The sequence below is a fragment of the Bradyrhizobium sp. SZCCHNRI1009 genome, from assembly GCF_032487575.1.
Lineage (GTDB): Bacteria > Pseudomonadota > Alphaproteobacteria > Rhizobiales > Xanthobacteraceae > Bradyrhizobium.
Map to the genome: position 1 here is coordinate 732,564 of NZ_JAUEUL010000001.1, position 21,643 is coordinate 754,206.

The following is a 21,643-nucleotide window of genomic DNA, read 5'->3' on the forward strand; positions in this document are numbered from 1 at the left end:
TTGTCTTTGTCTCAGACATCATTTATGGTGTCTGCCACGTGAGGCCATCGTGATCACGTCGTTCCAGATGCGGGCAGCGCGAGCGCTGCTCGGGATAGATCAGAGAACCTTGGCCGAGCTGGCTGGCGTGTCGCTGCCGACGATCCAGCGGATGGAAGCCTCCACGGGCAACGTCCGCGGCGTGGTGGACTCGCTGACCAAGGTCGTCGATGCGCTCAATCGTGCGGGCGTGGATCTGATCGGTGAGCATTCCCGCAGTGAGAATGGCGGGCGTGGTGTTCGCCTGAAGGACCCGGGGCCGCCTCGCCGCATGGGCCGTCAAACTGACATTGTGCGCGATGACGCGAGCTAGGCTCATCGCGCGCCACGGGGCTCCTGAGCGCTTCGTGTGGGACGCATCGTCGGCTGCGCCGCGGTCCGATGAGGCGACGGGAGCGTGGTCGGCATGAGCATCGCAAACGAACACCGTTCGCACGGGCGGGTCGGACATCATGAGCCGACCTTCGCCGAGCTTTATTCCCCCAAGCTCCTGACGGTCTTGCGCGAGGGCTACGGCCTCAGCGACTTTCGTGCCGACGCGCTGGCGGGCCTGACGGTAGCGATCGTGGCGCTGCCGCTGTCGATGGCGATCGCGATCGCCTCCGGTGTCTCGCCGGGGCGCGGCCTCTACACCGCCGTGGTCGGCGGCTTCCTGGTTTCGCTGCTCGGCGGCAGCCGCTTTCAGATCGGCGGTCCCGCGGGTGCCTTCATCGTGCTGGTCGCTGCGACGGTCGATCGCCAGGGTCTCGATGGCCTGCTGATCGCGGCGATGATGTCCGGCGTAATGCTGGTGATCGCCGGATATCTGCGGCTCGGCACCTACATCAAGTTCATTCCCTATCCGGTCACGGTCGGCTTCACCGCGGGCATCGCCGTCATCATCTTTGCCAGCCAGCTGAAGGATCTGTTCGGTATCACGCTTGCGGGCAAGGAGCCGGGCGAGCTGATCCCGAAGCTCGCTGCGCTCGCGCATGGCGCGCCGACCGCGACCATGCCTGCGGTCGCGACGGCCGCGCTGTCGATCGCGATCATCGTCGGCCTCAAGCATCTGCGGCCGACCTGGCCCGGCATCCTGATCGCGGTCGTGGTCGCCGCCATCATCACCTACGCGCTGCAGCTTCCCGTCGAGACCATCGGCACCCGCTTCGGCGGCATCCCGCGCGAGCTGCCGGCACCGGCGCTGCCGGCGTTTTCGCTTGCCAAGATCCAGGCGGTGTTTCCCGATGCGATTGCCTTCACGCTGCTCGGGGCGATCGAGTCGCTGCTCTCGGCCGTGGTCGCCGACGGCATGACCGGCCGCCGCCATCGCTCCAACTGCGAGCTGGTGGCGCAGGGCTTTGCCAATATCGGCTCGGCCTTGTTCGGCGGCATCTGCGTCACCGGAACCATCGCGCGCACCGCGACCAACGTCCGCGCCGGCGCGCGCGGGCCGGTGTCGGGCATGCTGCATTCGCTGTTTCTTTTGGTGTTCATGCTGATCGCGGCGCCGCTGGCGAGCTACATCCCGCTGTCGGCGCTGGCCGCGGTGCTCGTCGTTGTCGCCTGGAACATGGCGGAGAAGCACGAGTTCGCCACCCTGATCCGATCGTCCTGGGGCGATGCCACGGTGCTGCTCGCAACCTTCGGGCTGACGATCTTCCGCGATCTCACCGAGGGCATCCTGGTCGGCTTCGCGCTCGGCGCCGTGCTGTTCATCAACCGCATGGCGCAGATGACCGGCGTCGAGGGCGGGTCGCCTCTGGCCGCAAAGGACCGCGCCGACTTCGAGGATGAGGCGCGGGTGCCATACAATCCGAAGCTCAGCGCCGACAAGGACGTGCTGGTCTATCGCATCACCGGCGCGTTCTTCTTCGGCGCCGCCTCGACCGTCGGCACCGTGCTCGACTCGATCGCCGACCGCCGCAAGGCCTTCGTGGTCGACTTCGCAGCGGTGCCGTTCCTGGATTCGACAGCCGCCAACGCCATGAGCCGCGTCGCCGCCAAGGCCAGGCGCCAGGGCATCCGCCTGTTCATCACCGGCGCATCACCGACCGTGCGCCGGGCGCTGCTGACCCACGGCGTGCGGCCGCCGCTGGTGCGTTTCCGCGAGACCATCGAGCGCGCGGTCGCCGACATCAAGGGCAAGGAGACGCCGCAGGAGGACATCTCCGACGGGCTGGCGGCGAGCTGAGTCCGGCCTCGCGCGCCGGTCTCCACCGAGGCGCACCGACGGCCGGCTTCGTCGTCGCGGCCGGTTCGACTGCCCGCAGCATTGACTCCGGCCGGAGCTTGTCCGATGTCACGGCCATGACCGTCGCCGCCAAACCCCGCGCCGCGTGCCTGATCGGCTGGCCTGCCGCGCATTCGCGCTCGCCCCTGATCCATCATCATTGGCTGCACGAGCTCGGCATTGCCGGCGGCTACACCATCGAGGCGGTGCCGCCGGAAGAGCTTGCGGATTTCGTCACGCATCTCGACCGCCGCGGCTTCGTCGGCGCCAATGTCACCATTCCGCACAAGGAGCGCGTGCTGGAGCTGACCGAGCCGGACGCGCGCGCCCGTGCCGTCGGCGCCGCGAATACGTTGTGGTACGAGGACCGCATCCTGCGGGCCACCAACACCGACGTCGAAGGCTTTATCGGCAACCTGGATGCCGCCGCCCCGGGCTGGGACCGCACCGACGAGGCGCTGGTGCTCGGCTCTGGCGGCTCGGCGCGGGCCGTCGTGTTCGGTCTGCTCGAGCGCGGCATCGGCCGCGTCCATGTGGTCAACCGCACCGCTGCGCGCGCGCAGGCGCTGGCCGATCAGTTCGGCGACCGGGTCGTTGCCGAAGGCTGGGATCGCGTCGGCGCGCTGCTGCCGCGCGCGGGCCTGTTCGTGAACACCACCTCGCTCGGCATGCACGGCCAGCCGCCGCTCGAGCTCGACGTCGATCTGCTGTCGCCGCACGCCGTGGTCGCCGACCTCGTCTACGTGCCACTGGAGACGCGATTGCTCGGCGCCGCGCGATCGCGGGGCCTGCGCACCGCCGATGGGCTCGGCATGCTGCTGCACCAGGCGGTGCGCGGCTTCGAATTGTGGTTCCACCGCCGCCCCCAGGTCACGCCCGAACTGCGCGCGTTGGTCGAGGCTGATCTCACAAGGGCTTGAGTGTGGAATGAGCGGCCCTCTCCGGCGTTTCACTCGTCAGATGCCCGCGTCTCCGATACGAGCGCGGAACGCGTCTCTCGAGCCCTCGGAGTTTCCAGCATGTCTGCCCGTCTCGTTCTGATCCGTCCGGTCGCCGCGCTCGCAATGGTTGCGGCGGCGTCGCTGACCGCCATCGCGCAGCAGGCGCCAGTGCCGACGCGCGTGCGCGGCGCCATCGAAAGCGTCGACGCCGATACCATGACGGTGAAAGCCCGCAGCGGCGAGATCTTCAAGCTCCGCATGGCCGGTGATCTGCGCGTCTCGGGTGTCGTCAAGGCGCAGCTTTCCGACATCAAGCTGGGCTCGTTCATCGGCGCCACCACGGTGCCCGGCCCGGACGGCGCGCCGAAGGCGGTCGAGATCCACATTTTTCCCGAGGACATGCGCGGCACGGGCGAAGGCTCGCGGTCGTGGGACCTGAAGCCGAACTCGAGCATGACCAACGCCACCGTATCCGAAAGCTCGGTCTCGACCGACGGTCATACGTTGCTGGTCAAGTACAAGGGCGGCGAGAAGCGCGTCGACATCGCGCCGGACACGCCGATCGTCACCTTCGTGCCGGGCGACAAGTCCGAGCTGAAAGCCGGCGCCAAGGTGATCGCGATCGTCAAGCCGTTGCCTGACGGTTCGCTCGAGACCAGCCGCGTCAGCGTCGGCCGCGATGGGCTGACGCCGCCGATGTGAGCGGCGCCGCGAGCACGGTGCGCTCCCTCTCCCCTTAGACCCTCGACCCAACTCCGCCTAATCCGCCAGCACCTTGCGGTCGATTTCGGCCACCGTGTTGACGCCGCACAGGCCCATCGTCGTCAAGAGCTCGTTGCGGATGATGTCGATGGCCTTGGCGACGCCGGCTTGGCCGCCGGCGCCGAGGCCGTAGGCATAGGCACGGCCGAGCATGCAGGACTTGGCACCGAGCGCGAGCGCGCGCATCACGTCCTGGCCGGAGCGGATGCCGCCATCGAACATGATCTCGATCTTGTCGCCGACTGCTTCCGCAATGCCGGGCAGCACGTGGATCGAGGACGGCGCGCCGTCGAGCTGGCGGCCGCCGTGGTTGGAGACGACCAGCGCCTGCGCGCCGGTGGCGGCCGCGAGCTTGGCGTCCTCGATGTCGTGGATGCCCTTGATGATCAGCTTGCCTGGCCAGATCGAGCGGATCCAGTCGACGTCCTTCCAGTTCAGCGAGGTGTCGAACTGCGCCGCGGTCCAGGCCGAGAGCTTGGTGAGATCCTCGGTGTTCTTTACGTGGCCGGCGATGTTGCCGAACGTCCGGCGCTTGCCCTGCAGCACGCCCTGCACCCAGGCCGGCCTGATCGCGAAATCGAACAGCTTCGACAGCGTCCATTCCGGCGGCACGCTCATGCCGTTCTTGATGTCCTGGTGACGTTGGCCGATCACCTGCAGGTCGACGGTCAGGCATAGTGCGCTGCACTTCGCGGCGATCGCGCGCTCGACCAGGGCCTTGATGAAGCCGCGGTCCTTCATGACGTAGAGCTGGAACCAGAACGGCTTCTCGACGCTAGCAGCGATGTCCTCGATCGAGCAGATCGACATCGTGCTCTGCGTGAACGGGATGCCGGCGGCCTGCGCCGCGCGGCAGGCGTGAATCTCGCCGTCGCCGTGCTGCATGCCCAGGAGGCCGACCGGCGCCAGGATCAGCGGCATCGACGCGGGCTCGCCGAGGATCGTCGTCGACAGATCGCGCTTGGACACGTCGACCAGGATGCGCTGGCGGAATTTGATCTTCTGCAGATCGTCGCGGTTGGCGCGCAGCGTCTCCTCGGCATAGGAGCCGCGATCGGCGTAGTCGAAGAAGGCTTTGGGCACGCGGCGCTTGTGCAGCAGGCGCAGGTCTTCAATGCAGGTGACGTGTTTCATCGCGGTCTTCGGCTCCCCACCGGCGTCTCGTTTCTTAAGGCTGGGGCAGTCATCTAGCATCTTTGCGGCGCCTGCCAAATCCAACTTGGGAACCGCAACGGCGTCTGGGCAAGGCAGGGCAAACTGCGCGCGTCACGCAACACGACGTCGGGGCTGCCGGAGCGAGCACATTCCGGCTGCGGCGGGCTCCGGCGGGCGAGCCCTCCGGAGCCGTCAGGTCGAATGAAAAATTAGCCTTAACAACGGCTTACAGAGGCTATGGCGGTTTCGTGGTAATGATTCATCATATTTTTTGAAGCCATCTTAGCCTTAAGGCGACTATAACCCGCGGGCTGACCGGCAGGGCGGCTCCCGTGATTCGCACCCGCCGGTAACGAAATCCAGAAGCCGTTGCTGGGGGTCATATGAGCCGTAACTATTTCGGGACCGATGGGATTCGTGGCCGCGCCAACGGCCTGATCACGCCGGAACTCGCGCTCAAGGTGGGGCAGGCCGCAGGTCTTCTGTTCCAGCGCGGCGAGCACCGCCACCGCGTGGTGATCGGCAAGGATACGCGCCTCTCCGGGTACATGATCGAATACGCCATGGTGGCCGGCTTCACCTCGGTCGGCATGGACGTGCTGCTGGTCGGCCCGATGCCGACGCCGGCGGTCGCGATGCTCACCAAGTCGATGCGCGCCGATCTCGGCGTCATGATCTCGGCTTCGCACAATCTGTTCGAGGACAACGGCATCAAGCTGTTCGGGCCGCAGGGTTTCAAGCTGTCCGACGATGTCGAGAGGCAGATCGAGCAACTGCTCGATGAATCGCTCGACAAGAAGCTGGCGCAGAGCGCGAGCCTCGGCCGCGCCCGCCGCATCGACGGCGTGCACGATCGCTACATCGAATTCGCCAAGCGCACCCTGCCGCGCGACCTCTCGCTCGACGGCCTGCGCGTCGTGGTCGATTGCGCCAACGGCGCGGCCTACAAGGTCGTGCCCGAGGCGCTGTGGGAGCTCGGCGCCGACGTGATCTCGATCGGGGTCGATCCGGACGGCTTCAACATCAACAAGGAATGCGGTTCGACCTCGCCGGAGGCGCTGTGCCGAAAGGTACGGGAAATGCGCGCCGACATCGGCATCGCGCTCGACGGCGACGCGGATCGCGTGATCCTGGTCGATGAGCGCGGCCACATCGTCGATGGCGACCAGCTGCTTGCGGTCATCGCGCAGAGCTGGAAGGAGGACGGCCGCCTGGCGCGCGCCGGTATCGTCGCGACCGTGATGTCCAATCTCGGTCTCGAGCGCTTCCTGCAGGGGCAGGGGCTCGAACTGGTGCGCACGCCGGTCGGCGACCGCTACGTTCTCGAGCGCATGCTGGCCGACGGCTACAATCTCGGCGGCGAGCAGTCGGGCCATATCATTCTCTCGGACTACGCGACCACGGGGGACGGCTTCGTCGCCGCGCTGCAGGTGCTGGCGACGGTGCAGAGGCTGCGCCGTCCGGTGTCCGAGGTCTGCCACCGCTTCGATCCGCTGCCGCAGATCCTCAAGAATGTGCGCTATCGCAGCGGCAAGCCGCTCGACGCTGACGAGGTGAAGTCGGCGATCGATACCGGACAGAAGCGCCTCAACGGCCATGGCCGACTGCTCGTGCGCTCCTCCGGCACCGAGCCGGTGATCCGCGTGATGGGTGAGGGCGACGACCGCGACCTGGTCGAGGAGGTCGTCGACGAGATCGTGGCCGCGGTGGGCAATGCGGCTGCTGCTGCCGCCTGATCACCGGCGATCATATTTTCGATTGTGGCCTGTCATCGTCAGATGGCAGGCCTTTTTGCTGGCTCACGATCTTCTCGCGTCCGAGTACGTCGCCAGGATGCTTCTGATCGCGTCGTTCAACCATTTCGTACGGCGGATCGGTATTTGGAAGGCATGGCTTCGCCATGAGCCGGGTCGGTCGACTAATTAGTTCGCATTGCCTGCATCGCCCGGCGCAGCCGCTAACGATCTGTTAGGATGAGTTGTCCGGCCGTTAACGGTTCCCACTCGCTCATGGAAAATCAACCTTAATTATTAGGGTTAAGCGCCGCTTAAGCATTTGGTGCGATTGTAGGGCCGTCAGTTGTGATGTGGGGCCAGGTTCTCGATTGCCTCACCGGCCAAAGGGACGAAGCCAATGCGTAGCGTTATGTCTTTGATCGCCGCCGGAGCGGCCTCTCTGTTTTCCACTCTGGCCTTTGCGGCCGACATGCCCATCATGCCGCCTCCGGTCTACGCGCCGCCGCCGGCGGCCGATTTCGGCGGCTGGTACCTGCGCGGCGACATCGGCTTCAGCAATCAGAAGGTCAAGGACGTTCACTATTCGCGCGAATCCGCCTACACGCCGATGACGTCCTTCAACCAGACCTCGGCGTTCGATACAGCGGGCATCTACGGCGTCGGCGTCGGCTATCGCTTCAACAGCTGGTTCCGCGCCGACGTCACCGGTCAGTATCGCGGCAATTCGAACTTCAAGGCTACCGACCGCTTCAACGCGACGGCGGGCGGCGTGCCCTATAGCGGCATCGACAATTACAGCGGCAGCAAGTCGGAATGGCTGGTGCTCGCCAACGCCTATGTCGATCTCGGCACCTGGTGGTGCGTGACGCCGTTCATCGGCGCGGGCGTCGGCGGTGCGCGGGTGACGGTCTCGAACTTCACCGACACGGGCATCAACAACCTGCCGTTCACGACCACGAGTTTCGCGACGGCGCCGACCTCCTCGAAATGGAATTTCGCGTGGGCGGCCCATGCCGGTCTGGCTTACAACGTCAATCCGAACCTGGTGCTGGAGCTGGCCTACAGCTACGTCGATCTCGGTCAGGGGCAGACCGGTGTTCTGTCCGACTACGTCGGCAACACCACCGGCAACGTCTTCAAGTTCAAGGACATCACCTCGCACGACCTGAAGCTCGGCGTGCGCTGGAATTTCGACAATCCTCCGCCGCCGCCGATGCCGGCGCTGATCCGCAAGGGCTGAATCGAGCGCTCGCCCTCACTGCAAATCGAACGAACGGCGCGGGCGTCCCGCGCCGTTTCGCGTTTCTGATCGGGCGAAGCGCGCGCGTTTTCGCTGAAAGAATTTCCGTGCAGAGCGCTGCGACAACGAATGATTAAGGTTAACGCGCGATGATCGGAACAGAGAGTCAAGTGCTGATTGGAGCGTTGCGATGCGTAGCCTGGTGGTGGCGGTTTCGGTGTGCGGCATGATCTCCGCGGCCCAGGCCGCGGACTTGTCCGACCTTCCGATCCTGCGCGGCGGCCTGACCGAGGGCCTGAACAATTCGCGGGTCAACTGGGACGGCTACTATGTGGGCGTCCAGGGCGGCTACGGCTCGTCCGATGAGAATTTCAACGGCTCGACCAAGAACATGACGGCGGCGGTGTTGGCCAACACGCTGATCGAGAGCCAGATGCAGGTCTCGTCCTGGAACCCGAACCTCGGCAAGCAATCCTCGCGCGCATCGGGCTTCGGCGCCTTCGTCGGCTACAACAGTCAGTGGGACGACGTCGTGCTCGGCGTCGAGGCGAGCTATCTGCACGGCAAATACGGCGGCATGGCCTCTTCGAGCCGCACGCTCGTCAGCACGGCCGCACTGACCGACGGCAACTTCCACGCCGTGACGTCGACGCAGTCCTCGCAGATCTCGATCACCGACATGGCGACGATCCGCGGTCGTGCCGGCTATGCGATGGGCTGCTTCCTGCCCTACGCATTTTTCGGCCTTGCACTCGGCAACGCAGATATCGGCCAGTCCGTGACGGTTCAGGACCGGGTCAGCACGACCTTTCTCGGCACCTACACGCCGCTTGCGCCGCTCAGCGCCAACAACCTTCAGCACAATCACCTGATCTACGGCTACAGCGCCGGTCTCGGCGTCGACGTCAATCTGGTCGGCGGCCTGTTTGCGCGGGCCGAATACGAATACGTCCGCTTCACCTCGACGGTCGACACCAGCATCAATACGGTGCGCGCGGGCCTCGGCTACAAGTTCTGAGCTGATTGCAAGCCTGTCCTGTATGCCGATGTCCATCAGCATCCGTCCTGCGCAGCGCGACGACGTCGCTGCCATTGTCGCCATGCTCGCCGACGATCATCTCGGTCGGGCGCGCGAACGCCTCGAGCAGCCGTTGCCGCAGTCCTACTACGACGCGTTCGAGACGATCGCGCGGGATGGGAACATCACCCTGATCGTTGCCGAGGAGGCGGGCCGGGTGGTCGGCTGCCTGCAACTCTGCATCCTGCCCGGGCTCAGCTCGCAAGGTGCGTCGCGCGCGCTGGTCGAGGATGTTCGGGTCGCCACCGACCGCCGCAGCCGCGGCATCGGCGAGCAGCTGCTGCAATGGGCGATCGCCGAGGCGCGCAAGCAGCGCTGCAATCTGGTCGAGCTGATGACGCATCAAAGCCGCACCGACGCGCAGCGCTTCTACGGGCGGCTCGGCTTCGCCAAGAGCCATTTCGGCATGGTGATGCGGTTCTGATCAGCGCGGCAGGCGGTAGGCCGCGACGGCGTTCGGGCCGAACGCCTTGTCGCGGATGTCCGAGCCGAGCTGTGTCAGGCAGTGCTCGAGCGCCTGCTTGATTTCACGGTAGCTGCCGGCGAGCAGGCAGACCGGCCAGTCCGAGCCGAACATCAGCCTGTCGGCGCCGAAGCAGCGCGCCACATGTGTCACATAGGGCTGCAGCCGCTCCGCGTCCCAGTCGGTCCAGACGGCTTCCGTGGCGAGCCCCGACACCTTGCACCAGACATTGCCGCAGGCCGCGAGCTCGGCGATGCGATCGGCCCAGTCCTGATCGAAGCCGGTGGCGATCGGCGGCTTGGCCGCGTGGTCCAGCACGAAGCGCGCTCTCGGAAAAGCGCGCACCGTCGCAATCGCCGCCGGCAGCTCTCGCGTGCGCACCAGCAGATCGTAGCTCAAATCGCGGGCGAACACGATGTCGAGGCCGCGCCTGACGTCGCCGCGAAAGATCCATGCCGGGTCGGCCTCGTCATGGACCTGGTGGCGGATGCCGACCAGCCTGTCCCCGCCGGGCAGGCCGCGCAGCCGGTCGATCGTTGGTCCCACCGATGGATCGGTCAGGTCGACCCAGCCGACGACACCGGCGACGAACGGCGTCGCATGGGCAATGCGCAGGAATTCCTCGGTCTCGTCGAGCGACGACCGGGTCTGCACCAGGATGCTGGCGTCGAGACCGTTCTCGGCCAGCAGCGTGGCGAGATCGGCGGGACCGAACGGCCGGCGGATCGGCGCCAGCGCGTCACCGGCCATCCATGGATAGTCGGCGCGACCGGGATACCAGAAGTGCTGATGCGCATCGATGACGCGGCTCATGGCGCCTCTCCCGGCAGCGGCGCGCGGGCGTCGACCAGGTCGCTGGCGCGCAGGTCGCGCCAGAACGCGGGCGGGATCGGCGCGTGCGCCAGCGCGATGTTGTCGGCCGCCTCCTGCGCATTGCGCGCGCCCTGCAGGCCGACGGTCACCGCGGGATGGGCCAGGCAGAACTGGATCGCGGCCGCCTTGAGCCCGATGCCGTGCTGCCTGCACAGCACATCGAGCTGGCGCGCCCGCGCCACCAGGGCGGCATCGGCATCCTCGTAGTTGAACTTCGCCGGCCCATGAGGGTTGGCGAGGATGCCGCTGTTGTAGATGCCACCGAGAATGATGGCGATGTTCTGCCTCTCGCAGATCGGAAACAGCGCCGTCAGCGCGCCCTGGTCGAGCAGCGTGTAACGGCCCGCCAGGAGAAAGCAGTCGACCGGAACGGCTTCGGCAAAGCGCGCCAGCATCTCGGACTGGTTCATGCCGGCGCCGATCGCCTTGATGCTGCCGTCGTCGCGCAGCCGCTGCAGCGCGCGAAAGGCGCCGGCCACGGCCTCGTCGTAGTGATCGTCGGGATCGTGCACGAGCAGGATGTCGATGCGATCCAGGCCGAGCCGGACCAGGCTCTCCTCGACCGAACGCATCACGCCGTCATGGGAGTAGTCGAATTGTGGCCGCAGCGGCGGCGTGCCCTTGTAGTGCGGGTCTTCGCCCGAGGCCGTCGCGTCCGGCCGCAACAGCCGGCCGACCTTGGTCGAAATCACATAGCTGTCGCGCGGCTGCCGGCGCAAGAACGCGCCGAGCCGCTGCTCGGCGAGGCCGAAGCCGTACAGCGGCGCGGTGTCGTAGAAGCGCACGCCGCGCGACCACGCCGCGGCGATCGTGGCTTCGGCATCGCCATCGCTGACCGGCGCGAACAGGCCGCCGAGCGGCGCCGTGCCGAGGCCGAGACGGGTGATGTCGAGCGAGCTCCTCCCGAGACGGACGCGTTCCATTCTTCTATCCTTGTTGTTCGGCGCGTGCAGATCGCGTCATTGTGCATGGATGCGTTCGACGAAACAATGACGTCGCATGGTGCAGCACAACGAAGAGGAGGGGACGATGTCGGCGATCAATCCACTGACGGCCTTCGGAGTCGTGCTGGCGACGGCGGCGACCGACGCGGTCTACGTGATGTTCACGTCGGCGGTCGTCGCCAAGCGGCGCGTATCGGCCGCGACCTGGAGCTCGATCTGGTACATGCTCTCGTCATTCGCCGTGATCAGCTACACGGAGAACTGGATCTACGTCGCGTTCGCTGCGGTCGGCTCCTGGATCGGCGCCTACGCCTCGATGACCTTCCTGCATCGTCCTCCGGCTGGCCAGTCGCCCGTCGGTGCCGCGCCGGAATGAATTGCATTCGCTTGCATGCCAGCACGACTGCGTGAACGCCGGCGCGAGCGCGCGAAGTTCCTTGACGCGGAACGACCCTTCCCGTAATCACCGGGGCGGGACACCTCCCCCCAACGGGAGGCTTACTATCTGGAAGGATAGACGATGACTGCAGCGAAGCCCTCGCAGCGGCCTGTTGTGCCGCATTTCTCCTCCGGCCCCTGCGCCAAGCGTCCCGGATGGACCTCCGAAAATCTCAAGGACGCTCCCCTCGGCCGCTCGCATCGCGCGAAGGTCGGCAAAGCCAAGCTCAAGCAGGCGATCGAGCTGACGCGCGACGTTCTCGAAGTGCCGGCCGACTACAAGATCGGCATCGTGCCCGCGTCCGACACGGGTGCGGTCGAGATGGCGCTGTGGTCGCTGCTCGGTGCGCGGCCCGTCACCACGATCGCCTGGGAATCGTTCGGCGAAGGCTGGGTCAGCGACATCATCAAGGAGCTCAAGCTCAAGGATGTCACCAAGCTGCATGCCGGCTATGGCGAGATTCCGGATCTGTCGAAGGTCGATCCGGCCAGCGACGTCGTCTTCACCTGGAACGGCACCACCTCGGGCGTCCGCGTTCCCAACGCCGACTGGATCAGCGCGACGCGTGAAGGCCTGACCATCTGCGATGCGACCTCCGCTGCATTCGCTCAGCCGCTTGACTGGCCGAAGCTCGACGTCGTTACCTTCTCCTGGCAGAAGGCGCTCGGCGGCGAGGCCGCGCATGGCATGCTCATCCTGTCGCCGCGCGCAGTCGAGCGTCTCGAGACCTACAAGCCGGCCTGGCCGCTGCCGAAGATCTTCCGCCTCACCAAGGGCGGCAAGCTCAATGCCGGCATCTTCGAGGGCGAGACCATCAACACGCCGTCGATGCTGTGCGTCGAGGACTATCTGGATGCGCTCACTTGGGGCAAGTCGATCGGCGGTTTGAAGGCGCTGATTGCGCGCGCCGATGCCAACACCAAGGTGCTGGCCGACTGGAAGGCGCGCACGCCCTGGATCGATTTCCTGGCGCAGGATCCCGCGATCCGCTCCAACACCTCGGTGTGCCTCAAGGTCATCGATCCCGCGATCACATCGCTTTCGGCCGATGCCCAGGCGGAGTTCGCCAAGAAGCTGGTGGCGCTGGTCGAGAAGGAGAACGCCGGCTTCGACTTCGCACACTATCGCGATGCGCCGGCTGGCCTGCGCATCTGGTGCGGCGCCACCGTGGAAGCGAGCGACGTCGCGCTGCTGACGCAGTGGATCGACTGGGCGTTCGCCGAGGCCAAGGCCGCGCTGCCGAAGGCCGCCTGAGGCACGTGCTGTCTTCGTAGGGTGGGCAAAGGCGCGTAGCGCCGTGCCCACCATCTATCTCACCTCACGCGAGAGAGCGGTGGGCACGCTCCCGCCTTCGCTCGAAGAGCTACGGCGGGCAAGTCGCTTTGCCCACCCTACAAGTTTCCAACTCATCTCGGCGCCCTGCGCCGTCCCTCGCAAAGAGGGCGTGAAGGAACATCGTCATGTCCAAACCCAAAGTTCTCATTTCCGACGCACTCTCCCCGGCTGCCGTGCAGATTTTCAAGGATCGCGGCATCGAGGTCGACTTCCAGCCCAATCTCGGCAAGGACAAGGACAAGCTCGCCGACATCGTCGGCGACTATGACGGCCTTGCGATCCGCTCCGCCACCAAGGCCACGGCCAAGATCATCGAGCGCGCCAAGCGGCTCAAGGTGATCGGCCGCGCCGGCATCGGCGTCGACAATGTCGAGATCCCCGCGGCGACCGCCAAGGGCATCATCGTGATGAACACGCCGTTCGGCAATTCGATCACGACCGCCGAGCATGCGATCACGATGATGCTGTCGCTGGCGCGCGAGATCCCGCAGGCCGACGCCTCGACCCAGGCCGGCAAGTGGGAGAAGAACCGCTTCATGGGCGTCGAGATCACCGGCAAGACGCTGGGCGTGATCGGCTGCGGCAATATCGGCTCGATCGTCTGCGACCGTGCGCAGGGCCTGCGCATGAAGGTGATCGGCTTCGATCCGTTCCTCACCGAGGAGCGCGCGCTCGATCTCGGCGTCGAGAAGGTCGAGCTCGAGGAGCTGCTGAAGCGCGCCGATTTCATCACGCTGCACACGCCGCTGACCGACAAGACCCGCAACATCATCGATGCCGCGGCGATCGCCAAGATGAAGCAGGGCGTGCGCATCATCAATTGCGCGCGCGGCGGACTGATCGACGAGCAGGCGCTGCTCGAGGCGCTCAACTCCAAGCACGTCGCGGGTGCGGCGCTCGACGTGTTCGCCGAGGAGCCGGCCACCAGCAATCCGCTGTTCGGCCATGCCAACGTGATCTGCACGCCGCATCTCGGCGCCTCGACCACGGAAGCGCAGGAGAACGTCGCGCTGCAGATCGCCGAGCAGATGTCGGACTACCTGCTCACCGGCGCGATCTCGAACGCGATCAATTTCCCGTCGATCACGGCCGAGGAAGCGCCGAAGCTGAAGCCGTTCATCGCGCTCGCCGAGAAGCTCGGCTCGTTCGCGGGCCAGCTCACCGAAAGCAGCATCACCAAGATCCAGATCACCTACGAAGGCCACGTCGCCGAGATGAAGACCCGGGCGCTGACCTCGGCGGTGCTGGCCGGACTGCTGCGGCCGATGCTGGGCGAGGTCAACGTCGTGTCGGCGCCGGTGATCGCCAAGGAGCGCGGCATGATCGTCGACGAGGTGCTGCGCGCCGGCGAGAGCGACTATGAGAGCCTGATCACGGTCGCGGTCACCACCGAGCACCAGGAGCGCGCGGTGTCGGGCACGGTCTACGCCGACGGCAAGCCGCGCCTCGTCGACATCAAGGGCATCCGTGTCGACGCCGAGTTCGGCAAGTCGATGATCTACGTCACCAACGAGGACAAGCCGGGCTTCATCGGCAAGTTCGCAAGCCTCCTGGGCGATGCCAAGATCAACATCGCGACCTTCCATCTCGGCCGCGTCGCGCCGGGCAGCGACGCGATCGCGCTGGTCGAGGTCGACGGTGCGGTGCCGGCCGATCTGCTCGCCAAGATCCAGGCGCTGCCGCAGGTCAAGCAGGCCAAGGCGCTGGCGTTCTGATCGTCCGATGAGATGAGTTGCAACGGCGGCGCGGCCTCTGGCCCTGTCGCCGTTGCGACTCTGAAGGGCCATCGAGCGACCGGCCCTTCAAGCCGTCGATTGAACCCGGCTTTCTTTCCCTGCGTCTAACGCCCGATGAAGGACCGGCTGACCCGGTCCCGTGGGCGTTGGGCTGCGGAGAAAGTGATGACCATGCGAAACAAGGGCCTGCTTGCCACGGGTCTCGTCCTGGGTGCTGCGCTGACGGCGGTGCCCGGCCATGCGGCAAACGTCGATACGACCTCCACCGTCGATGCCGTGACAGTCTATCCGGATGGCGCGACGGTGACCCGGGTCATCTCGCTCGACCTTCCCGCAGGTGACAGCACCGCGATCGCCAAGGACTTCCCGCTCGGCCTCGATGCGTCCTCGCTGCGCGTGGAAGGCGAGGCCGGCACCAAGCTCGTGATCGGCACCGTCGACGCCAAGCCGCCGCGTGCGGCGCCGCCCGTCAACCTGCCCGACATCGACAAGCGCATCGAAGCGCTGCAGGACGAGCGTGCCAATCTCGACGGCGCGATTGCAGCGGCTGTTGCGCGCAAGAAATTTGCCGAGCGTTTTGCCGAGGCATCGCCGGCCGGGCTCGGCGAGAAGGGCGAGGCGCGTCCGATCACGGAATGGCGTGCCGCGTTCGCCGCCGTTGCCGACGAGGTCGGACAGGCCGACGCGGCGATCCGTGATGCGGAGCGCAAGCAGCGCGACATCGATCGCGAGATCGCGCGCCTGCAGGACAATCTCACGACGAAGCCCCCGAGCAAGCTGGAGGTGCGGATCGAATTGTCGGCGGCGGCAGCGACCAAGGCGACCTTGCGCGTGACCTACGCGGTGCGCAATGCCCGCTGGGTGCCGCTCTATGACGCGCGTCTTGACACGTCGGCGAAGGACCACAAACCGGCTCTCGAGCTGGTGCGACGCGCCGAGATCCAGCAGGCCACCGGCGAGGACTGGCCCGAGGTCGCGCTCACGGTTTCGACGGTGCGGACCGGACGCGGCGGCAGTGCGCCCGAGCTCAGGACGATCATCGCGCAATATCCGCCGCCGCCACCGCCAGCGCCGAAGCCGGCCGCCGTGAGCGCGGCACGAGGACTCATGGAGAGCCGGCAGGAGTTTCGCTTTAACGGAGGGACGACGTTCGGAGATGTCGCGGACAAGGCCGTCGAGCAGCAGACGGTCGCGGAGATCAGCGCCTTCCAGACCGTCTCCCGTCTTCCCGGACGCGTCAGCGTCGGTGCCAATGATGGCGCGAAGAGCCTGCGCATCTCCACCGCGACGATCACGCCCGAACTGACGATCCGTTCCGCGCCCGTCATCGATCCCACCGCCCATCTCGAAGCGAGCTTCCCACAGGCGGAGGACGCGCCGCTGCTGCCGGGCAAGGTCTCGATCTATCGCGACGGCATGTTCGTCGGCACCAGCAAATTGGCCGCCGCGGGCAAGGATGAGCCCGTTCGTCTCGGCTTCGGGGCCGACGACAAGGTCAAGGTCGAGCGTAGTGTCGTCAAGCGCAACGAAGGCTCGGCCGGCCTGATCGTGACGACGGCGAAGATCGACGAGCGCGCCTTCAAGACGACGGTCCGCAACGCGCATGATTTCCCGGTCAAGGTCGCGATCCAGGATCAGCTGCCGGTCAGCGAGAACGAAGAGATCACGGTCGAGATGCTTCCTGCGACCACGCCGCCGGTCTCGACCAACGTCCGCGACCGGCGTGGCGTCGTCGAATGGGTGATCGACGCCAAACCCGGCGAGACCAAGGATATCGCCTTCGCCTGGCGCGTGCGCTGGCCGAAGGACAAGTCGATCGTGATGCAGCCGTCGGGCTGAGTGCCGGGCGGGGGGACTGGTGCCGCTTGATCCATGACAAGCCGCCCGGTCCCGGTCCTGTTATGCGCGAGTGGAACCCCGTTGATCACGTCCTGTCCGGCCGTGATCAATCTCGACCGAGAGCGCCGACATGGAATCCGACCCGAACACCCGCAAGCAGGCCGTCGCCGTCGGCTACATCTTCCTCGCCGGCGTCGGCATGCTGCTGCTGCAGTGGCTGCTGACGACCTACAACACGGTCGAGACCATTCCATACAGCCAGTTCGAGCAATTGATCGAGCAGGGCAAGATCTCCGAGGTGTCGGTCAGCCAGGACACCATCCAGGGGAAGTTCAAGGACAAGCAGTCCGACGGCAAGACGTCGTTCATCACCGCGCGCGTCGATCCGCCGCTGGCCGAGAAGCTCGCCGCGAAGGGCGTGAAGGTGACCGGCGTGCCCTCGGGCGGGCTGATCCAGACGCTGCTGTCCTGGGTCGTGCCGGCGCTGATGTTCTATCTCATCTGGGTGTTCCTCGGCCGCAAGGTGATGGACCGCCAAGGCTTCGGCGGTCTGATGTCGATCGGCAAGTCGCGCGCCAAGGTCTATGTCGAGACCGACACCAAGGTCACCTTTGCCGATGTCGCAGGGGTCGACGAGGCCAAGTTCGAGCTGCAGGAGGTCGTGCAGTTCCTGAAGGATCCGAAGAGCTATGGCCGGCTCGGCGCACACGTCCCCAAGGGCATCCTGCTGGTCGGCCCGCCCGGCACCGGCAAGACCCTGCTCGCGCGCGCGGTGGCGGGCGAAGCGGGGGTGGCGTTCTTCTCGATCTCCGGATCCGAGTTCGTGGAGATGTTCGTCGGCGTCGGCGCTGCCCGCGTGCGCGATCTGTTCGAGCAGGCCCGCAAGGCCGCGCCTTGCATCATCTTCATCGATGAGCTCGACGCGCTCGGCCGCAGCCGAACCGCGGGTGGCCAACTCGGCGGCTACGATGAGAAGGAGCAGACGCTCAATCAATTGCTGGCGGAGCTCGACGGCTTCGACCCAAGCTCCGGCGTCATCCTGCTCGCCGCCACCAACCGGCCGGAGATCCTCGATCCCGCGCTCATGCGCGCCGGCCGTTTCGATCGCCAGGTGCTGGTCGACCGTCCTGACAGGGGCGGGCGGCTCGCAATTCTCAAGGTGCATGTCCGCAAGATCACGGTCGCCGACAGCGTCGATCTCGACAAGGTCGCGGCACTGACGGCCGGCTTCACCGGCGCCGACCTCGCCAACCTGATCAACGAGGCGGCGATCGCGGCGACCCGCCGCAAGGGTCACGAGGTGACGTTCGACGATTTCACGATGGCGATCGAGCGCATCGTCGCCGGCATCGAGAAGAAGAGCCGCGTGCTCAGTCCCGCCGAGCGCCGCCGTGTCGCCTATCACGAGATGGGCCACGCGCTGGTCGCGGCCAATCTCGTCGGCGTCGATCCGGTGCAGAAGGTCTCGATCATTCCGCGCGGCGTCGGCGCGCTCGGCTACACGATGCAGCGCCCGACCGAGGATCGCTTTCTGCTCGCGGTCAGCGAGCTGAAGAACCGCATCGCCGTCCTGATGGGCGGCCGCGCCTCGGAGCAGTTGATCTTCGACGGCGACGTGTCGACCGGCGCCGCCGACGATCTGCAGCGCGCGACCGAGATCGCCATCGAGATGGTCACCAAATACGGGATGGATGCGACTGTCGGGCAGCGCACTTACGCGCCGCGTCCACAGATCTCGTTCCTGCAGCCGCAGGATCAGATCGTGTCGGCGGCCGAGGAGACCGGGCGCGAGATCGACCTCGCGGTGCGGGATCTGATCGCAGACGGCGATGCCCGTGCCAGGGCGATTCTCGAAAGCCATCGCCCGGACCTCGAGCGCGGCGTCGCCCTCCTGATCGCCAAGGAGACGCTGACCGCCGAGGAGTTCGCGCCATTGCGGCCCGCCTCCGCCGCGGTCCCGGCCCCGGATGCCGTTGTCCCGAGCTGATCCGGGTTTCTACGGGGGCGCGTTCGCAACCGAACTCTAACCATCACCTGATCAGTTAACCGGCAGCTCACCTTGACAGATCGAGGCCGTCGATCGGGGACCGGGCGGAGTTCTTTGCGTGCTGCTGAACAACCTGAAGATTGCCCCCAAGCTCGCCATCGTCGTCGGCGTCGCGATGCTGGGCCTTGCCGCGGCCGGTACGTTTGCCGGCACTCTGATGCAAAAGGAGATGGTCAATGCCCGCATCGAACAGTGCCGGGCGATCGTCGAGACCGCGCGTAACATGGCCCTCGGCCTCATCAAGGATGTCGAAGCCGGCAAATTGACGAAGGAGGCTGCGCTCGACGAGTTCGTCGATCGCGGGAGAACGATGACCTTCGACAAGGGCACGGGCTATCTGTTCGCCTATACGATGGACGGCAATGTGGTGCTGTCCCAGGATCCGAAGCAACGCGGCTCGAACGTGATCGATTTCGAGCTCAACGGCCGCAAGCTCGTCGTCGAGCTGCGCGACGGCGTTGCCAAGGATGGCGAAGTCACCTTGCACTACGAATTTCTGCGTCCCGGTCAGGAGCAGCCGACCCGCAAGATCTCCTATGCGGTGATGATTCCCGGCTGGAATACGTTCGTGGGCACCGGCGTCTATGTCGACGATCTCGACGCGAAGATGAAGCCGTTGAAATGGCTGATCTGGATGGCCTGCGCAGGCATCGCGGTCGTCGCCGGCGGGATCGCCTGGCTGATCAGCCGCAGCATCAGCGTGCCGCTCGATCGTCTCGGCGTCCGCATGCGCGAGATCGCCGACGGCCGGCTCGAGGGCGAGATTCCCGGTGTCGGCCGCGGCGACGAGATCGGCGGGATGGCCGCGACCGTCCAGATCTTCAAGGACAACGCGCTGCGGATGCGCGAGCTCGAGCAGGCCGAGGCCGCCACCCAGCAGCGCGCGGCCGCCGAGCGGACCGCGGCCATGCAGAACCTCGCAGCCGACTTCGAGCGCAGCGTCAATGGCATCGTCCGCTCGGTGGCGTCGGCGGCCGAGGGCATGCAGCACACCGCGCAGTCGATGACCTCGACCGCGGGCGATGCCAGCTCGCGCGCTTCGACCGTCAGCGCCGCCACCCAGAGCGCCAACGACAATGTCGGCACGGTTGCCGCCGCGGCCGAGGAGCTGTCGAGCTCGGTCAACGAGATTTCGCGCCAGGTCGCCCGCTCCAGCGAGATCGCGAGTAAAGCCGTGGGCGACGCGGAGCGCACCAATGCCACCGTTCAGGTGTTGTCGACCGGTGCCGAGAAGATCGGCGAGGTCGTCAAGCTGATCCATTCGATCGCAGCGCAGACCAACCTGCTGGCGCTGAACGCCACGATCGAAGCCGCCCGCGCCGGCGAATCCGGCAAGGGTTTTGCGGTCGTCGCTTCGGAGGTGAAGGCGCTCGCCAACCAGACGGCGAAGGCGACCGAGGAGATTTCGGCGCAGGTCGCGGCGATGCAGACCTCGACCCAGGATGCGGTCACCGCCATCAGCGGCATCACCCAGACCATCGCGCAGATGAGCGAGATCACCAATTCGATCTCGACCTCGATCGCGCAGCAGGGCGACGCGACGCGCGAGATCGCGCGCAACATCCAGTCGGTCGCGGCCGGCTCCAACGAGATCAGCGCCCATATCGGCGGCGTCACCAAGGCGGCGGAAGCGACGGGCATGGCCGCCTCGGAAGTGCTGTCGAGCGCACGTGAGCTCGACAGCCAGTCGGGCCTGCTGCAGCAGGCCGTCGATGGCTTCATGGCAAAGGTGCGAACGGCCTGAGGCGGCTTGGAACGGACCCCACGCTCAGGCCATCTTGGGGCCGCCCGTGCGCGAGGCGATGATCACGCCCGCGATGACCAGCGCGTAGCCCATGAGGTGGAACAGCCTGAGCTCCTCGCCGAGCAGCAGGATCGCCAGCACCGAGCCGAACAACGGGACCAGGTGCAGGAACGGCGCGGCGCGGTTCGGTCCGATCAGGCTGATGCCGCGGTTGAAGAACAGATAGGCCAGCGTCGAGGCGAAGACGACGACGTAGCCGAGCGTCGCGATCGAGAGCAGGTCGGGCGCGAGCACGAACCCGGAGGAATATTCCCAGACCGCCAGCGGCAGCAGCAGAACGGCGCCGAGCGCCGTGCAGGACGAGATCAGCGACAACTGGTGCACCGCCGGCCGCCGCGTCATGGCGGCGGAGTAGAGGCCGAACACCAGCAATGCGCCCGCGAACATCAGGTCGCCGCGGTTGAACTGGATGCCCGCGAGCGCACCGAGATCGCCGCGCGTCAGGATCACCAGCACGCCGCTCAGCGACATCGCGATGCCTGCGAACTGGGCCAGGCTCAGCCTGACGCCGAACAGCAGCAACGACCACAGCGCCACGAACAGCGGCGTCGACGATTGGATCAGCAGCCCGTTGAGCGCCTGGGTGTATTGCATGGCCCAATAGGACAGCGCGTTGTTGATTGCGAATCCGGTCAGCGCCAGCAGCAGCAGAAGCGGCCAGTGCGCGAGCAGCGTGCGCCAGTCGCGCGCCAGGTGCGTGCGTGCGAACGGCCACAGCATCAGGAAGGTCCCGATCCAGCGGATGCACGACAGCGTCAGCGGCGGCACGTGCCCGGCGACGTAGCGCGCGAGCACGATGTTGCCGGCCCAGAACAGCGAAGCCAGCGTGAGCAGCACGTAAGGCTGGTTGTTGAGCCAGGCGAGCGGCGATGATGGCTTTATGTCGTCGGCGGGCAAGGGAGGCGGGACGCTCTGGCGGGGGGAGGACGCAAGGTGGGCCAAATCGCGGCGCTGCGCAATGCGCCGCCGGGGATTGGTGCCATGCAGGCGCCGTCGCCCGGGA

The 21,643-nt window shown here is 66.3% G+C and carries 18 protein-coding genes; 14 read left to right on the forward strand and 4 right to left on the reverse strand.

What is annotated here, in order from left to right:
• Nucleotides 1-49: 49 nt before the first annotated feature.
• The 4 genes from QX010_RS03425 to QX010_RS03440 all read left to right on the forward strand — a co-directional run bounded on the left by QX010_RS03425 (nt 50) and on the right by QX010_RS03440 (nt 3,891).
• Nucleotides 50-352 (forward strand): helix-turn-helix transcriptional regulator, encoded by a 303-nt coding sequence (locus QX010_RS03425; RefSeq protein WP_315757334.1) that lies wholly within the window; start codon nt 50-52, stop codon nt 350-352.
• A 93-nt stretch (nt 353-445) separates the two neighbouring features.
• Entirely contained in the window at nt 446-2,209 is a 1,764-nt protein-coding gene (locus QX010_RS03430) for a SulP family inorganic anion transporter (RefSeq protein ID WP_316177611.1), read from the forward strand.
• Nucleotides 2,210-2,325: 116 nt separating this feature from the next.
• Nucleotides 2,326-3,168 (forward strand): shikimate dehydrogenase, encoded by an 843-nt coding sequence (locus tag QX010_RS03435; protein ID WP_316177613.1) that lies wholly within the window; start codon nt 2,326-2,328, stop codon nt 3,166-3,168.
• Between the two features lie 144 nt (nt 3,169-3,312).
• The gene (locus QX010_RS03440) at nt 3,313-3,891 is read left to right on the forward strand and encodes a hypothetical protein (RefSeq protein ID WP_315803494.1); all 579 of its coding nucleotides are present in this window, start codon (nt 3,313-3,315) and stop codon (nt 3,889-3,891) included.
• Nucleotides 3,892-3,948: 57 nt separating this feature from the next.
• Here the strand turns inward: QX010_RS03440 and QX010_RS03445 are convergent, their stop codons facing one another.
• Complete coding sequence (locus tag QX010_RS03445) at nt 3,949-5,085, reverse strand: alpha-hydroxy acid oxidase (protein WP_315803316.1); 1,137 nt, start codon at nt 5,083-5,085, stop codon at nt 3,949-3,951.
• 404 nt (nt 5,086-5,489) lie between these two features.
• Between QX010_RS03445 and glmM the strand changes: the two genes are divergently transcribed.
• The 4 genes from glmM to QX010_RS03465 all read left to right on the forward strand — a co-directional run bounded on the left by glmM (nt 5,490) and on the right by QX010_RS03465 (nt 9,584).
• A complete protein-coding gene (gene glmM, locus QX010_RS03450; RefSeq protein ID WP_315803317.1) occupies nt 5,490-6,842 on the forward strand; it encodes a phosphoglucosamine mutase in 1,353 nt (450 codons plus the stop codon).
• A gap of 397 nt (nt 6,843-7,239) precedes the next feature.
• Nucleotides 7,240-8,082: an outer membrane protein gene (locus tag QX010_RS03455; protein ID WP_315803318.1), complete on the forward strand. Its 843-nt coding sequence runs from the start codon at nt 7,240-7,242 to the stop codon at nt 8,080-8,082.
• A 190-nt stretch (nt 8,083-8,272) separates the two neighbouring features.
• A complete protein-coding gene (locus QX010_RS03460; protein WP_315803319.1) occupies nt 8,273-9,100 on the forward strand; it encodes an outer membrane protein in 828 nt (275 codons plus the stop codon).
• Nucleotides 9,101-9,128: 28 nt separating this feature from the next.
• Complete coding sequence (locus tag QX010_RS03465) at nt 9,129-9,584, forward strand: GNAT family N-acetyltransferase (protein ID WP_316177616.1); 456 nt, start codon at nt 9,129-9,131, stop codon at nt 9,582-9,584.
• Here the strand turns inward: QX010_RS03465 and QX010_RS03470 are convergent, their stop codons facing one another.
• Together QX010_RS03470 and QX010_RS03475 are read right to left on the reverse strand one after the other, a co-directional pair.
• Nucleotides 9,585-10,436: an amidohydrolase family protein gene (locus tag QX010_RS03470; RefSeq protein WP_316177618.1), complete on the reverse strand. Its 852-nt coding sequence runs from the start codon at nt 10,434-10,436 to the stop codon at nt 9,585-9,587.
• Nucleotides 10,433-11,419 carry an aldo/keto reductase gene (locus QX010_RS03475; RefSeq protein WP_316177619.1) on the reverse strand — a complete coding sequence of 329 codons (987 nt, stop codon included), beginning with the start codon at nt 11,417-11,419 and terminating at the stop codon, nt 10,433-10,435. The genes QX010_RS03470 and QX010_RS03475 overlap by 4 nt, the downstream gene beginning before the upstream one ends.
• Nucleotides 11,420-11,525: 106 nt before the next feature.
• Here QX010_RS03475 and QX010_RS03480 point away from each other — a divergent pair, with 106 nt between their 5' ends.
• The 6 genes from QX010_RS03480 (at nt 11,526) to QX010_RS03505 (ending at nt 20,580) form a co-directional block, all read left to right on the forward strand.
• The gene (locus tag QX010_RS03480) at nt 11,526-11,816 is read left to right on the forward strand and encodes a hypothetical protein (RefSeq protein WP_315803323.1); all 291 of its coding nucleotides are present in this window, start codon (nt 11,526-11,528) and stop codon (nt 11,814-11,816) included.
• Between the two features lie 144 nt (nt 11,817-11,960).
• On the forward strand, nt 11,961-13,133 hold the full coding sequence (locus QX010_RS03485) for a phosphoserine transaminase (RefSeq protein WP_315803324.1): 1,173 nt from the start codon (nt 11,961-11,963) through the stop codon (nt 13,131-13,133).
• A 206-nt stretch (nt 13,134-13,339) separates the two neighbouring features.
• Nucleotides 13,340-14,929 (forward strand): phosphoglycerate dehydrogenase, encoded by a 1,590-nt coding sequence (serA, locus tag QX010_RS03490; protein WP_316177622.1) that lies wholly within the window; start codon nt 13,340-13,342, stop codon nt 14,927-14,929.
• 192 nt (nt 14,930-15,121) lie between these two features.
• On the forward strand, nt 15,122-16,789 hold the full coding sequence (locus tag QX010_RS03495; protein WP_316177671.1) for a mucoidy inhibitor MuiA family protein: 1,668 nt from the start codon (nt 15,122-15,124) through the stop codon (nt 16,787-16,789).
• Between the two features lie 130 nt (nt 16,790-16,919).
• On the forward strand, nt 16,920-18,776 hold the full coding sequence (gene ftsH / locus QX010_RS03500; RefSeq protein WP_316177624.1) for an ATP-dependent zinc metalloprotease FtsH: 1,857 nt from the start codon (nt 16,920-16,922) through the stop codon (nt 18,774-18,776).
• A 118-nt stretch (nt 18,777-18,894) separates the two neighbouring features.
• Nucleotides 18,895-20,580 (forward strand): methyl-accepting chemotaxis protein, encoded by a 1,686-nt coding sequence (locus QX010_RS03505; protein WP_316177625.1) that lies wholly within the window; start codon nt 18,895-18,897, stop codon nt 20,578-20,580.
• Between the two features lie 24 nt (nt 20,581-20,604).
• Here QX010_RS03505 and QX010_RS03510 read toward each other — a convergent pair whose 3' ends face one another.
• Entirely contained in the window at nt 20,605-21,537 is a 933-nt protein-coding gene (locus tag QX010_RS03510; RefSeq protein WP_316177627.1) for a DMT family transporter, read from the reverse strand.
• Nucleotides 21,538-21,643 lie beyond the last annotated feature (106 nt).